The following is a 13,937-nucleotide window of genomic DNA, read 5'->3' as shown; positions in this document are numbered from 1 at the left end:
TCAGCCTGCGGCCGCGGGCCGCAGGTAGTCGATGTCCCACACGTCTTCGCCGGTCTGCACGAAGCCGTGGCGGCGATAGAAGCGGTTCGAGTCGCTGCCGCGCAATGCGCTCAGCGTCACGCTCTGGCCGCGCCGGTCGGCCTCCTGCAGGAGGCGCCGCAACACCTGGCCGCCCACGCCGAGTCCTTGCGCGTCGGGGTGCACGTACAGATGATCCAGGCGCAGGCCTGCGCCGTCCGGGCGCAGGCAGTAGAAGCCGATGCGTTTGCCTTCCCGCTCGATGTGCCAGGTGTATTGCGGCTGGAACGTGCTCTGCAGGCGCGCTCGCGCCCGGTCCGGGTCGAAGCGGCCCAGCCGCTCCAGGCTTTCGCGCATGGCCGCGATCCGCAGGGCCAGCAGCGCCTCGAAATCGGTTTGCGACACGGGAGTGAAGCGCAGCGGCGCCGCCGGGGAGGCGGCATCGGGCGCCAGCTCGTCGTAGCCGCGGTTCAGGAATTGCAGGATGCAAATGCCATGGCCGTAGGGGTCGGACAGGTGCGCGATGCGGCCCCAGGCATGCGTGGCGGGCGGATCCTCCAGCCGCGCGCCGGCCGCGACCGCCCTGGCCACCGCGCCGTCCACGTCATCCACCACCACGTCCAGGTGCACGGGCGTCCAGTGCCGCGCATAGTCGCGCGGCTGGCGCACGGCGCCGGCGGCCGGCGTGCCGGCGGCCTTTTCGAGCAGGTAGATGGGCGCGTCGGCGCCCAGCATCTCGGCGCCGGCCGGACCCAGGCGGCGGTTCAGCGTCAGGCCGAAGGCGTTCTCATAGAAGCCGATGGCGTGTTCGAGATCGGGCACATCGATATTGACCAGGATTCGCATGGATGCCTTCCAATGGTGGAGCCAACAACGGTGGAGCGCCAACATAGCACGGGCGCGACGCCCGCTGTTACGCGGCGGGCGCTAAAGAACCCCACGCCGCGTCCGTAAAATGAGTACATGTGTTTGCCGATTTGGCGACGTCATATCTGCAAGCGTGAGCAAGGCCCATTTGTGCGTTACCCCCATATTCCCTGGCTGCCCCTGTTGTTCTACCCCGCGTTGCCGGTGGCCGCGGCGTTCGGTCTCCTGTTCTGGCGGGAATGGCCGCCCGCGCTGAGCCTGATCCTGCCGTTCGTGCCGTGGGTGATGGCGCTGATCGGCTCGGCCATCTGCCTGATGTATCAACGCTCGCAGACCATGGCGCTGATCCTGTGCGTGCTGGCCGTCACGGCGGCCTGGCCCACGCTGGCGCGGCAGGCGCCCTGGGCGATGGGGCCATTGCTGGCCTGGTGGGCGCTCGTCTACACCAGCAACGCCTTGTGGTCCGAACGATCCAGCATGCTGCTCGACATGGCGCTGCGCATCGGCCTGATGGCCGCGGGCGTGGCGGTGATCGCGCTGGCGGGCAAGGACGGGGTGGACAGCCTTTTCAGCACCTTCGCGCTGCAGGGCATGCTGGCGCGCATGGGCGTGCCGGCCGAGGCGCTGATCGCGCTGCTGGCAAGCGGACTGACGCTGACGCTGCTGCTGTTGCGCTACGGGCGTCCGCAGCAGGCGGGACAGTGGCTGGGCTTCGTGTGCATGGCATGGGCGCTGCCGCGCGGCGCGGCCCACCCCATTGAACTGGCGCTGATGTCCGCCGCGTCGCTCACGGCCCTGTGCATCTCGCTGGCGCACGAAGGCTTTCACATGGCGTTCCGGGACGAACTCACCGGCTTGCCGGGCCGCCGCGCCCTGAACGAGCGGCTGCAGCGCATGGGCCGCGTCTACACGCTGGCGATGGCCGACGTGGACCACTTCAAGGCATTCAACGACACCCATGGTCACGACGTGGGCGACCAGGTGCTGCGCATGGTCGCCTCGCAGTTGCGGCGCGTGCCGGGGGGCGGCCGCGCCTACCGGTACGGCGGCGAGGAGTTCACGCTGGTGTTCCCGGGCAAGACCGCGGCCGAAGCGATGCCGCACCTGGAAACGGTCCGGCGCGCCATCGAGGCGTATCAGATGCGGCTGCGCGACAAACCCGCCCGGCCCAAGGCCGACCAGCTTGGCCAGCGGCGGCGCGGCGCGCGGGGCGGGCGTGGCGCCCGGCCGCTGCGCGTCACGGTCAGCATCGGCGTGGCCGAGCGCAGCGAGACCTTGCGCGCGCCCGACGCGGTCATCAAGGCGGCCGATCAGGCGCTCTACAAGGCCAAGGATGGCGGGCGCAACCAGGTGTGCGCCTACGGCGCGCGCCGCCGCTCGGGCGCCGGCTGACACCGCCGCGCTACCCGTTCGCCAGCGGCAGCGCCATCAGGGTTTCGTCGTACAGCCTGCCGTTGACGCACAGCGCCTCGCGCTCGTGGCCATACACGGTGAATCCGAGGCTGGCATACAGCGCCGCGGCCGCGGCGTTGTTGGCGGTCACGCTCAACTGCACCTGGCGTACGCCGCGCATGGTCCGCGCGTGGGCAATCGCGGCGTGCATCAGCAGCCGCCCGAGCCCGCGCCCGCGTTGGGCCGGCGCCACGTACATGCTCCAGATGTGGGCCTTGTGGCGCATCTTCAGCTTGCGCTGCCGCCCCACGCCCACCATGCCTGCCAAGGCGTCCTGCATGAACACGCCGAACATGGCGCCATCGTCGGCCGGGGTGATCCATTCGCGGATGTCCGCCAATGTCAGCGTGTGTTCCTCTTCGTAACTCGATCCGAAGGACTCGGGCGTCTCGACCAGGGCGTCCAGCCGCAATTGCCGCAAGGGCGCGGCATCGAGGGCGGTCAGGCGTCGAACGACGGGCTCGGACATGGGCGGCGCAAGTGTTGGGAATGCAAGTGTTGGGAATAGGAAACGTTCGGGCAGTATAGGCCGGTGGCCTTGCCTATAATGGTTTCAACGCCGCTTGCGGTTTTCACAAAGGAGCCACTGATGTTCGGTTTCCTCAAGACAAACCAGGTTGCGACGCGCCATGAAGTGCAGGAAGAGTTCGTGGCCCGTGTCGCGGGTGCAGCGCAGGACTTCGTGGAGGCAGCCGGTTCCACCGGCGCCGTGCTGGACTACTCACCGTCCAGCGTCCATGCGCTCGATGACGCGCTGGAGGCCGCCCATCTGGGCACGCTTCCCCTGACCCCCATGCAAACGGTCGGCGCCGCCGCCTATCTCTACGAGGTCGGCCGCCGGGCGCACGGCGGGTTGTACGAGGTCTGCGACGACGAGGATCCCGTCGTCCTGGTCTGCGGGGAACCCGGCGCGGAAGTGTGCTTCGGCGCCATCGCCAAGGTCGAGCGGCGCATCCGCTATGGGGCCGCCGAGGCGATTCCCGCCTATTTCGAACTATTCACGGACGCCCTGCAGACCGGCGAAGCCCGGACCATCCGCTAGGCCGGGACGCCGCCTGCGCGGGGCGCTGCCTGGCTGCCGGTTCCGGGCGCGCCCGGAACCCGGCCGCCGGCCCTGGGCGGGGCCGGATTTCTCCCTGGCCCGCCATCGTCGCGGCCTCCTTTTGGCGGCCGGACAACGCCTGCTTACGCCTTCTGGGGATTTCCCGTAGGGCTGTAAGAAAAACAGCCCTACAATTCCGCAATTCCCGCCACCCGGCGGGTGCTCGCGCCGTCTGTCATCGGACGGTTTTTACTAGCAGTACATTCGCGCCGCGATACGCGTCCGATTCGCCTTGCCCCAGGAGCGCCTGCATGAAATTCCGCTTCCCCATCTTCATCATCGACGAGGACTACCGTTCCGAGAACGCGTCCGGTTTGGGTATCCGTGCCTTGTCCGCCGCAATCGAGGCCGAGGGCGTCGAGGTGATCGGGGTGACCAGTTACGGCGACCTGAGCTCGTTCGCGCAGCAGCAAAGCCGCGCCAGCGCCTTCATCCTGTCGATCGACGATGAAGAGTTCGACGTGGACTCGCCCGAGGACGTGGCCAGCGCGATCAAGAACCTGCGCGCCTTCATCGGCGAGCTGCGTTTTCGCAACGCCGACATCCCCATCTACCTGTACGGCGAGACCCGCACCTCGGAACACATTCCGAACGACATCCTGCGCGAGCTGCACGGGTTCATCCACATGTTCGAGGACACGCCGGAATTCGTGGCGCGCCACATCATCCGCGAAGCGCGCAGCTACGTCGACAGCCTGCCGCCGCCGTTCTTCCGCGAGCTGGTGAAGTACGCGCAGGACGGCTCGTATTCGTGGCACTGCCCGGGCCATTCGGGCGGCGTGGCGTTCCTGAAGAGCCCGGTCGGCCGGATGTTCCACCAGTTCTTCGGCGAAAACATGTTGCGCGCCGACGTCTGCAACGCCGTGGACGAACTGGGCCAGCTGCTGGACCACACCGGCCCGGTCGCCGAATCCGAACTGAACGCCGCGCGCATCTTCCACGCGGACCATTGCTTCTTCGTGACCAACGGCACGTCGACCTCGAACAAGGTCGTGTGGCACGCCAACGTCGCCGCGGGCGACGTGGTGGTGGTGGACCGCAACTGCCACAAGTCGATCCTGCACGCCATCACGATGACGGGCGCGATCCCGGTGTTCCTGCGCCCCACGCGCAACCACCTGGGCATCATCGGGCCGATCCCCCTGGAAGAATTCCATCCCGACAACATCCGCAAGAAGATCGAGGCCAACCCCTTCGCGCGCGAAGCGGTCAACAAGAATCCGCGCATCCTGACGCTGACGCAGAGCACGTACGACGGCGTCATCTACAACGTCGAAATGATCAAAAAGCAGCTGGGCAGCTATGTCGACACGCTGCACTTCGACGAGGCCTGGCTGCCGCACGCGTCGTTCCACGAGTTCTACCAGGACATGCACGCCATCGGGCAGGACCGCCCGCGCAGCCAGGACGCCATGGTGTTTGCGACGCACTCCACGCACAAGCTGCTGGCCGGCATCTCGCAGGCCTCGCAGATCATCGTGCAGGAGTCCGAGACCCGCAAGCTGGACCGCAACGTCTTCAACGAGGCGTACCTGATGCACACGTCCACGTCGCCCCAGTACGCGATCATCGCGTCCTGCGACGTGGCCGCGGCCATGATGGAGCCGCCGGGCGGCACCGCGCTGGTCGAGGAAAGCATCCGCGAAGCCCTGGATTTCCGCCGCGCCATGCGCAAGGTGGAATCCGAATTCGGCAAGAACGACTGGTGGTTCAAGGTCTGGGGCCCGAACCGCCTGGTGTCCGAAGGCATCGGCAACCGCGACGAGTGGATCCTGGAAGCCAACGACCACTGGCACGGCTTCGGCGAGATGGCCGAAGGCTTCAACATGCTGGACCCGATCAAGGCCACGGTCATCACGCCGGGGCTGGACATGTCGGGCAGCTTCGGTGAAACCGGCATTCCCGCCGCCCTGGTCTCCAAGTACCTGACCGAGCACGGCGTGGTGGTCGAGAAGACGGGCCTGTACTCGTTCTTCATCCTGTTCACCATCGGCATCACCAAGGGCCGCTGGAACACGCTGCTGACCGCCCTGCAGCAGTTCAAGGACGACTACGACCGCAACCAGCCGCTGTGGCGCATCCTGCCGGAGTTCTGCCGCGACCATCGCCGCTACGAGCGCATGGGCCTGCGCGACCTCTGCCAGCAGATCCACGAGGCCTACCGCGAGCGCGACGTCGCCCGCCTGACGACCGAGATGTATCTCAGCGACATGGTGCCCGCCCTGAAGCCGTCGGACGCGTTTGCCCGCATGGCGCACCGCGAGGTCGAGCGCGTCGACATCGACAAGCTGGAAGGCCGCGTCACGGGCGTGCTGCTGACGCCTTACCCGCCGGGCATTCCGCTGCTGATTCCGGGCGAGCGCTTCAACCGCACCATCGTGCAATACCTGCAGTTCGCGCGCGAGTTCAACGAACGCTTCCCCGGCTTTGAAACCTACATCCACGGCCTGGCCGACGAAGTGGGACCGGACGGCGAAAAGCGTTACTACGTCGACTGCCTGATCGAAGACTGAGCGCGGGCGGACCTGGAATCTTGATGTTCGATGTCGCAGTACTCGGCGCCGGCGCCGCGGGAATGATGTGCGCCGCGGTCGCCGGCCAGCGCGGACTGCGCGTGGTGCTGGTCGACCACGCGCAGCGCCTGGCCGAGAAGATCCGCATCTCGGGCGGCGGGCGCTGCAACTTCACGAACATCGGGGCCGGGCCCGCCAACTTTCTTTCCGAGAACCCGCATTTCTGCCGGTCGGCGCTGTCGGCCTACACGCCGCAGGACTTCCTGGCGCTGGTCAAGCGCCACCGCATCGCCTGGCACGAAAAGCATCGCGGCCAGTTGTTCTGCGACGACTCCAGCGAAAACATCATAGACATGCTGCGTGCCGAATGCGGCGCGGGCAATGTGCAATGGCGCATGGGCTGTTCGGTGGCCGAGATCGCGCAGGGCGAGGCCGGCTTTGAACTGCGCACCAGCCAGGGCGTCATCCGCGCCGCCAAGCTGGTCATCGCGACCGGCGGCATGGCGATTCCCCAATTGGGCGCCACCGACTTCGGGCTGAAGATCGCCCGCCAGTTCGGCCTGAAGGTCGTGGAGCCGCGGCCCGCGCTCGTCCCGCTGACCTTCGACCCCGTCCAATGGCAGCCCCTGTCCGAGCTGTCCGGGGTGGCGCTGGAAGTGAACCTGCACACGGGGCAGGGCAAGGCGCGGGGCGAATTCCTGGAAGACCTGCTGTTTACGCATCGCGGGCTGTCCGGGCCGGCGATCCTGCAGATTTCCAGCTACTGGAAGCCGGGCGAGCCCATCGTGATCGACCTGGCGCCGGGCCGCGACCTGGCGCAGGAACTGCTGGCGTCCAAGTCCGGCAACCGCCAGCAGCTTCATACGGTGCTGGGCGGGCTGTGGCCCAAGCGCCTGGCCGACCGCTGGCTGCACCTGGCCGAACAGGCGGGCAAGCCGGGACTGGCGGCGCTGCGCCTGGCGGACGCGCCCGACAAGACGCTGCGCGCGCTGGCGCAGGACATCCATCAATGGACGCTCGTGCCCAGCGGCACGGCGGGCTACAAAAAGGCCGAAGTCATGCGGGGCGGCGTGGACACGCGCGGCCTGGACCAGAAGTCCATGCAGGCCAAGGCCGCGCCGGGCCTGTATTTCATCGGCGAGGCCGTCGACGTTACCGGCTGGCTGGGCGGCTACAACTTCCAGTGGGCCTGGGCCTCGGGCGTGGCCTGCGGCCAGGCGCTGTAGGCCGCAGGGCGCTTTTTTGGACACTCCGGCATTGTGATATTAAATAAAAATACATATCATTTATGTTTTGATATTTATCAAGCCTGTCCCCCTGGGATGGATCAGCCGGAGATTCGCATGGCCTACACCCTACCGCCCCTGCCGTACGCCTATGACGCGCTGGAACCTCACATCGACGCAATGACGATGGAGATCCACTACACCAAGCATCACCAGACCTACGTCACCGGCCTGAACACCGCCCTGGAAGGCGCCGGCATCGCCACGGACGAGCCCGTCGAAGCCCTGGTCGCCCGCATCAAGGAACTGCCGGAAGCCGTGCGCGGCGCCGTGCGCAACCATGGCGGCGGCCATGCCAACCACAGCCTGTTCTGGTCCGTCATGTCGCCGCAGGGCGGCGGCGAGCCGGATGGGGCCCTTGCGGCGGCCATCGAAGCGGAACTGGGCGGGCTGCCCGCCTTCAAGGAAGCCTTCACCAAGGCGGCGCTGACGCGCTTCGGCAGCGGCTGGGCCTGGCTGAGCGTGACGCCGGCCGGCAAGCTGGTGGTCGAGAGCAGCGCCAACCAGGACAGCCCCTTGATGGATGGAAACACGCCCATCCTGGGCCTGGATGTCTGGGAACACGCTTACTATCTGAAGTACCAGAACCGCCGGCCGGAATACATCGGCGCTTTCTACAACGTGGTGAACTGGCCCGAAGTGTCGCGCCGCTATGTGGCGGCGAAGGGCTGAGCGCCTCTCCCGCAAGGAGCGCAGCGGCATATGAATACCTTCAGCCGTCATCGTGTTCGGCCGGCGGCCACCAGCATCAGCGTCTGGACGCTGGCGGTCATGGTGTCCTGCCTGGCCCTGTACCAACTCTGGGTCTTTCTGGACGTGCGCGCGCCGCACGTGGCCGACGCCCTGCTGGGCGGCCTGGTCGCGGCCGGGGCGACCGGGCTGGGCACGCTGCCCATTCTTTTTGCCCGCACCATTCCGCAAAAGGCGCAGGACAGCATGTTCGGCTTCGGGGCCGGCGTGATGCTGGCCGCCTGCGCCTTTTCGCTGGTGGCGCCGGGCATCGCGGCGGGCGAGGATCTGGGTTATGGGCCATGGGGGGCGGGCCTGACGGTGGGCGCGGCCGTTCTGCTTGGCGCGGCGGTGCTGCTGCTCATGGACCGCATCCTGCCCCACGAGCATTTCATCAAGGGCAGGGAGGGCATGGAGGCGCACCGGCTGCGCCGAACCTGGCTGTTCGTGTTCGCGATCATGCTGCACAACCTGCCCGAAGGTCTGGCGATCGGCGTGGGCTACGCTGGCGGCGATCCCGTGCGGGGCACGGCCCTGGCGACGGGCATTGCGATCCAGGATATCCCCGAAGGACTGGTGGTGGCCGTGGCCCTGTTGGCCGCCGGCTACAAGCGCACGTTCGCCGTGGCGCTGGGCATGCTGTCGGGGCTGATCGAGCCCGTGGGCGCGGTGCTGGGCGCGGCCATCGTCGGCTGGTCGGCGCCCATGCTGCCGTGGGGCCTGGGTTTCGCGGCCGGCGCGATGCTGTTCGTGATCAGCCACGAGATCATTCCGGAATCGCACCGCAAGGGGCATGAGGTCTATGCGACCTGCGGCCTGATGCTGGGATTCGTCCTGATGATGCTGCTGGACACGGCCCTGGGATAAGGCGCAAGGGCGCCGGAAAGATGCCCGCAGATGCCCGCAGACGCCCGGCGGGCCTAGGCTGATCCGGGATTTTCGTTGTATGCTTTGCCCGCTGTCACGCATGTTGCGGGAGAGAGCGGCCGAAGGCACACAGTCCGGCCGCCGCCGAAGGCGCAATTCGCCCAGAATCGCTCAGGTAACCGATACCGCGCAGGCTTGTCCCGTCCCGCATTTGTTGCCCAACCGGCCATGCGGACGCGGCAAAACAGTACTCTGGAGAGACCTGGCACCGCCGCCCTAATCAGGGACATGGCGAGCAGCCCAGGCGCCGAAGGTGCAAACCCGCCACGCGGGGCAACTCTCAGGCAAAAGGACAGAGGGGCGGAAGATTCAGCCGTTGCGCGGGCGCCATCCGCCCGCAACCAGCGGCATTCCGTAACCCTGGCATCACTGCCGTCCCGGAGTTCCCCGCATGTCCGCACCCCTCAAACGCACCCCGTTGGCCGAAGAACACATCGCGGCCGGCGCCCGCATGGTCGATTTCGGCGGCTGGGACATGCCGCTCGCCTACGGTTCGCAGCTTGAAGAACACCACGCGGTGCGGCAGGACGCGGGCATGTTCGACGTCTCGCACATGCTGAACGTCGACGTGGCCGGGCCCGACGCCTACGCCTTCCTGCAGCGCCTGGTCGCCAACGACGTGGCCAAGCTGACGGTGCCGGGCAAGGCGCTGTATAGCTGCATGCTCAATCCGCAGGGCGGCGTCATCGACGACCTCATCATCTATTTCTTCGCCGTCGACGAATGGCGCGTGGTGGTCAACGCCGGCACCGCGGACAAGGACGTGGCCTGGATGCAGCGCGTCAAGCAGGCTGGCGCGTTCGACGTCGCCATCACGCCGCGCCGCGACCTGGCCATGGTCGCCGTGCAGGGCCCCAATGCCCGCGCCAAGGTCTGGGCCGCGCGCCCGGCCTGGAAGGCCGCCAGCGAATCCCTCACCCCCTTTGTCGCCGCCCGCGTGAGCGACGACACCCTGGTCGCCCGCACGGGCTACACCGGCGAAGACGGTTTTGAAATCGTCCTGCCCGCCGCCGACGCGGTGCAGTTCTGGCGCGACCTCGTCGCCCAGGGCGTGCGCCCGGCGGGCCTGGGCGCGCGCGACACGCTGCGCCTGGAAGCCGGCATGAATCTCTACGGCCAGGACATGGACGAACTGACCCAGCCCGGCGAAGCCGGCCTCACCTGGACCGTGTCGCTCAAGAACGCGGACCGCCGCTTCATCGGCCGCGACGCGCTGGAACAATTCGCCACGCCGGCCACCTTCATCGGCCTGAAGCTGCAGGACCGCGGCGTCATGCGCGCGCACATGGCCGTGCGCACCGCGCAAGGCATGGGCGAGCTCACCAGCGGCACCATGTCGCCCACGCTGGGCGTGTCCATCGGCTTTGCGCGCCTGCCGCAAGGCGTGGCGCCCGGCGACACGGTCGAGGTCGACATCCGCGGCAAGTGGGTGCCCGCCGTGGCGTGCAAGCTGCCTTTCGTGCGTAACGGCAAAGCCGTCGAACACTCGTAAACTCGAAGCTTCGCGCGGGCGCCCACCCGGTCTGGGCGGCGGCCGTCCGCGCGAGGCGCGCAACACCATTCATCTACCCGCATTCCCTCAGGAGTTCCCATGAGTCTGCCCACCGATCGCAAGTACACCGAATCCCATGAATGGGTCAAAGCCGAGGGCGACGTGTTCGTCGTCGGCATCACCGACACCGCCCAGGATCAACTGGGCGATCTGGTCTTCGTCGGCGACGTGAACGTCGGCGCCAAGCTGGCTGCGGGTGAAACCGCCGGCGTGGTCGAGTCGGTCAAGGCCGCCTCGGACATCTACGCGCCGGTCGCCGGCGAAATCGTCGCTTTCAACGAAGAACTGGAAAGCAACCCCAACCTGATCAACGAATCGGCCTTCACCGCCTGGATCTTCAAGATCAAGCCGGACAACGCGGCCGACGCCGACAAGCTGCTGGACGCCGCCGGCTACGAAGCCGTCGCCAACGGCTAAGCCGGCCAGCAGGCGGCGCGGGGCCGGCAGGCGCCGCGCCCCTTGCGCCAGATGCAATACCGTCCGTCCCTTCGACGACACCCGCTACCCCGAGATCTCCCCATGTCGCGCGCCCTAGACACCCATACCGACTTCATCCCCCGCCACATCGGCCCCTCCGACGCCGACCAGGCCGCCATGCTTGCCGTGATCGGCAGCGACAGCCTGGACGCCCTGATCGAAGAAGTCGTGCCCCCCAAGATCCGCAGCCAGGAGCCGCTGGCGCTGCCGCAATCGCGCAGCGAAGCCGATGTGCTGGCCGAACTGAAGCAGGTCGCGGGCCGCAACAAGGTCTACCGCAGCTACATCGGGCAGGGGTACTACGGCACGCAGACGCCCAACGTGGTGTTGCGCAACATTCTTGAAAATCCCGCCTGGTACACGGCCTACACGCCCTACCAGCCCGAGATCTCGCAGGGCCGTCTGGAAGCCCTGCTGAACTACCAGACCATGGTCGCCGACCTGACGGGCCTGGACATCTCCAACGCCTCGCTGCTGGACGAAAGCACCGCCGCCGCCGAAGCCATGACGCTCGCGCGCCGCAGCGCCAAGTCCAAGAGCCCGGTGTTCTTCATCTCGCGCCACGTGCATCCGCAGACCATCGAGGTCGTGCGCACGCGCGCCGAAGGCCTGGATATCGAGATCCGCATCGGCGACGAGGCCGAAGGCCTGCCCGAGTGCTTCGGCGTGCTGCTGCAGTACCCGCACAGCACGGGTTCCGTCTCCGACTACCGCAAGCTGGCCGAGGCCGCCCACGCGCAGGGCGCGGTGGTCGCCTGCGCGACCGACCTGCTGGCGCTGGCCCTCCTGGCCGCCCCGGGCGAATGGGGCGCGGACATCGCCATCGGTTCGGCGCAGCGCTTTGGCGTGCCGTTCGGTTTTGGCGGCCCGCACGCCGGCTTCATGGCCTGCAAAGACGCCTTCAAGCGCAACATGGCCGGCCGCCTGGTCGGCGTGTCCAAGGACGCACAGGGCAACCCGGCGCTGCGCCTGGCGCTGCAGACCCGCGAACAGCACATCCGCCGCGAGAAGGCCACCTCCAACATCTGCACGGCGCAGGTGCTGCTGGCCGTGATGGCCGGCATGTACGCCGTGTGGCACGGCCCGGCCGGCATCCGCCGCATCGCCGAGCGCGTGCAGCGCGCCACCGCCATCCTGCGCGCCGAACTGATCAAGCTGGACGTCAAGGTCGTCAACGACACGTTCTTCGACACGCTGCTGCTGGAAACGGGCGCCGCGACGCCCGCCATCCTGACCGCCGCCGATTGCGCGCACATCAACCTGCGCCGCGTCGACGGCGCGCGCCTGGCCGTCTCGCTGGACGAAACGGTCACCGTGGCCGACCTGCAGGCGCTGGTCAACGTCTTCGCCGCCGGCCTGCAGCGCGATGACGTCGAACTCGACATCGACGCGCTCGACGCCGCCGCCGCCGGCGGCATTCCCGCCTCGGTCGCCCGCGAAAGCGCGATCCTGACGCATCCCGTCTTCTCCAGCGTCCAGTCCGAAACCGACATGCTGCGCTACCTGCGCAAGCTGGCCGACAAGGACCTGGCCCTGGACCGCACGATGATCCCGCTGGGTTCGTGCACCATGAAGCTGAACGCCACGGCTGAGATGATCCCCATCACCTGGCCCGAGTTCGCGCTGATCCACCCGTTCGCGCCCGCCTCGCAGAGCCAGGGCTACGCCGAACTGATCGACCGCCTGTCCGCCGCGCTGTGCGAGATCACCGGCTACGACAACATCAGCCTGCAGCCCAACTCGGGCGCGCAGGGCGAATACGCGGGCCTGCTCGCCATTCGCGGCTATCACCAGGCCAACGGCCAGCACCAGCGCAACATCTGCCTGATCCCGTCGTCGGCCCACGGCACCAACCCGGCCTCGGCCCAGCTCGCCGGCATGGATGTGGTGGTGGTGGCGTCGGACGCCAATGGCAACGTGGACCTCGCGGACCTGCGCGCCAAGATCGAACAGGTCGGCGACAAGCTGGCCGCGCTGATGATCACGTACCCGTCCACGCACGGCGTGTTCGAGGAAGCTGTCACCGAAATCTGCGACCTGGTACACCAGGCCGGCGGCCAGGTGTACCTGGACGGCGCCAACATGAACGCCATGGTCGGCGTGGCCAAGCCCGGCAAGTTCGGCTCGGACGTGTCGCACCTGAACCTGCACAAGACCTTCTGCATTCCGCACGGCGGCGGCGGCCCCGGCGTGGGCCCCGTGGCGGTGCGCGCGCACCTGGCGCCTTACCTGCCGGGCGTCGTGAACGAGCAGGGCAAGCTGCCTGGCGAGGCCAAGGTCGGTCCGGTCTCGGCCGCGCCGTTCGGTTCGGCCGGCATCCTGCCGATCCCGTTCGTGTACATCGCCCTGATGGGCGCGGACGGCCTGCGCCGCGCCACGGAAGTCGCGATCCTGAATGCCAACTACATCGCCACCCGCCTGCGCGACCACTATCCGGTCCTGTACGCGGGCCGCAACGGCCGCGTGGCGCACGAGTGCATCCTGGACGTGCGTCCGCTCAAGGAAACCAGCGGCATCAGCGCCGAAGACATCGCCAAGCGCCTGATGGACTACGGCTTCCATGCGCCCACCATGAGCTTCCCGGTGGCCGGCACCCTGATGGTCGAACCGACCGAATCCGAAGGCGTGGCCGAACTGGACCGCTTCATCGACGCGATGATCGCGATCCGCGAAGAGATCGCCCAGGTCGAGCGCGGCGAACGCGACCGTGACGACAACGTCCTGAAGAACGCGCCCCACACCGCCCAGATGCTGCTGGCCGAAGAATGGCTGCACGACTACCCGCGCCAGCAGGCCGCCTACCCGGTGGCGACGCTGCGCGACGCCAAGTACTGGCCGCCGGTCGCGCGCGTGGACAACGCCTACGGCGATCGCAACCTGGTGTGCGCCTGCCTGCCGGTCGAGGCCTACGCCTAAGGCATTGCCAGAAGGGTCTGGCTCCGGCCGGGCGCTTTGCGCCCGGGCCAGGGCGTAAAAAAGCCCCCGTCGTTTATGACGACGGGGGCTTTTTCTTG

At 67.7% G+C, this 13,937-nt stretch carries 11 protein-coding genes and 2 riboswitches; of the genes, 9 read left to right on the top strand and 2 right to left on the bottom strand.

What is annotated here, in order from left to right; translation table 11 throughout:
• A complete protein-coding gene (locus BXA00_RS05235; RefSeq protein ID WP_076516841.1) occupies positions 1-864 on the bottom strand; it encodes a GNAT family N-acetyltransferase in 864 nt (287 codons plus the stop codon).
• A 171-nt stretch (positions 865-1,035) separates the two neighbouring features.
• Here BXA00_RS05235 and BXA00_RS05230 point away from each other — a divergent pair, with 171 nt between their 5' ends.
• Positions 1,036-2,277, top strand: a complete 1,242-nt coding sequence (locus tag BXA00_RS05230) for a diguanylate cyclase (RefSeq protein WP_076516839.1) — start codon at positions 1,036-1,038, stop codon at positions 2,275-2,277.
• Between the two features lie 10 nt (positions 2,278-2,287).
• Here BXA00_RS05230 and BXA00_RS05225 read toward each other — a convergent pair whose 3' ends face one another.
• On the bottom strand, positions 2,288-2,806 hold the full coding sequence (locus BXA00_RS05225) for a GNAT family N-acetyltransferase (RefSeq protein WP_076516837.1): 519 nt from the start codon (positions 2,804-2,806) through the stop codon (positions 2,288-2,290).
• A gap of 120 nt (positions 2,807-2,926) precedes the next feature.
• Here BXA00_RS05225 and BXA00_RS05220 point away from each other — a divergent pair, with 120 nt between their 5' ends.
• The 8 genes from BXA00_RS05220 (at position 2,927) to gcvP (ending at position 13,839) form a co-directional block, all read left to right on the top strand.
• Complete coding sequence (locus BXA00_RS05220; protein ID WP_076516835.1) at positions 2,927-3,379, top strand: hypothetical protein; 453 nt, start codon at positions 2,927-2,929, stop codon at positions 3,377-3,379.
• Between the two features lie 311 nt (positions 3,380-3,690).
• Positions 3,691-5,952, top strand: a complete 2,262-nt coding sequence (locus tag BXA00_RS05215) for an arginine/lysine/ornithine decarboxylase (RefSeq protein WP_076516833.1) — start codon at positions 3,691-3,693, stop codon at positions 5,950-5,952.
• Between the two features lie 23 nt (positions 5,953-5,975).
• Entirely contained in the window at positions 5,976-7,178 is a 1,203-nt protein-coding gene (locus tag BXA00_RS05210) for an NAD(P)/FAD-dependent oxidoreductase (protein ID WP_076516831.1), read from the top strand.
• A gap of 117 nt (positions 7,179-7,295) precedes the next feature.
• Complete coding sequence (locus BXA00_RS05205; protein ID WP_076516829.1) at positions 7,296-7,910, top strand: superoxide dismutase; 615 nt, start codon at positions 7,296-7,298, stop codon at positions 7,908-7,910.
• Positions 7,911-7,940: 30 nt separating this feature from the next.
• On the top strand, positions 7,941-8,834 hold the full coding sequence (locus BXA00_RS05200; RefSeq protein WP_076516827.1) for a ZIP family metal transporter: 894 nt from the start codon (positions 7,941-7,943) through the stop codon (positions 8,832-8,834).
• A gap of 96 nt (positions 8,835-8,930) precedes the next feature.
• Positions 8,931-9,032: riboswitch (glycine riboswitch) on the top strand.
• A gap of 44 nt (positions 9,033-9,076) precedes the next feature.
• Positions 9,077-9,200: riboswitch (glycine riboswitch) on the top strand.
• A gap of 85 nt (positions 9,201-9,285) precedes the next feature.
• Complete coding sequence (gcvT, locus tag BXA00_RS05195; protein ID WP_076516825.1) at positions 9,286-10,386, top strand: glycine cleavage system aminomethyltransferase GcvT; 1,101 nt, start codon at positions 9,286-9,288, stop codon at positions 10,384-10,386.
• A gap of 99 nt (positions 10,387-10,485) precedes the next feature.
• Positions 10,486-10,863, top strand: a complete 378-nt coding sequence (gene gcvH / locus BXA00_RS05190; protein ID WP_076516823.1) for a glycine cleavage system protein GcvH — start codon at positions 10,486-10,488, stop codon at positions 10,861-10,863.
• 102 nt (positions 10,864-10,965) lie between these two features.
• On the top strand, positions 10,966-13,839 hold the full coding sequence (gene gcvP / locus BXA00_RS05185; RefSeq protein ID WP_076516820.1) for an aminomethyl-transferring glycine dehydrogenase: 2,874 nt from the start codon (positions 10,966-10,968) through the stop codon (positions 13,837-13,839).
• Positions 13,840-13,937: the final 98 nt, after the last annotated feature.

It is taken from the genome of Achromobacter sp. MFA1 R4, from assembly GCF_900156745.1.
Lineage (GTDB): Bacteria > Pseudomonadota > Gammaproteobacteria > Burkholderiales > Burkholderiaceae_B > Achromobacter.
Note: the sequence above shows the minus strand (reverse complement) of the source record. Positions and strands in the feature narration are given on the sequence as shown.

Coding starts and splice junctions, on each gene's coding strand:
- BXA00_RS05205 (WP_076516829.1), top strand. CDS start 7,296: ATGGCCTACACCCTACCGCCCCTGCCGTACGCCTATGACGCGCTGGAA.
- BXA00_RS05210 (WP_076516831.1), top strand. CDS start 5,976: ATGTTCGATGTCGCAGTACTCGGCGCCGGCGCCGCGGGAATGATGTGC.
- gcvT (WP_076516825.1), top strand. CDS start 9,286: ATGTCCGCACCCCTCAAACGCACCCCGTTGGCCGAAGAACACATCGCG.
- BXA00_RS05220 (WP_076516835.1), top strand. CDS start 2,927: ATGTTCGGTTTCCTCAAGACAAACCAGGTTGCGACGCGCCATGAAGTG.
- BXA00_RS05200 (WP_076516827.1), top strand. CDS start 7,941: ATGAATACCTTCAGCCGTCATCGTGTTCGGCCGGCGGCCACCAGCATC.
- BXA00_RS05235 (WP_076516841.1), bottom strand. CDS start 864: ATGCGAATCCTGGTCAATATCGATGTGCCCGATCTCGAACACGCCATC.
- BXA00_RS05225 (WP_076516837.1), bottom strand. CDS start 2,806: ATGTCCGAGCCCGTCGTTCGACGCCTGACCGCCCTCGATGCCGCGCCC.
- gcvH (WP_076516823.1), top strand. CDS start 10,486: ATGAGTCTGCCCACCGATCGCAAGTACACCGAATCCCATGAATGGGTC.
- BXA00_RS05215 (WP_076516833.1), top strand. CDS start 3,691: ATGAAATTCCGCTTCCCCATCTTCATCATCGACGAGGACTACCGTTCC.
- gcvP (WP_076516820.1), top strand. CDS start 10,966: ATGTCGCGCGCCCTAGACACCCATACCGACTTCATCCCCCGCCACATC.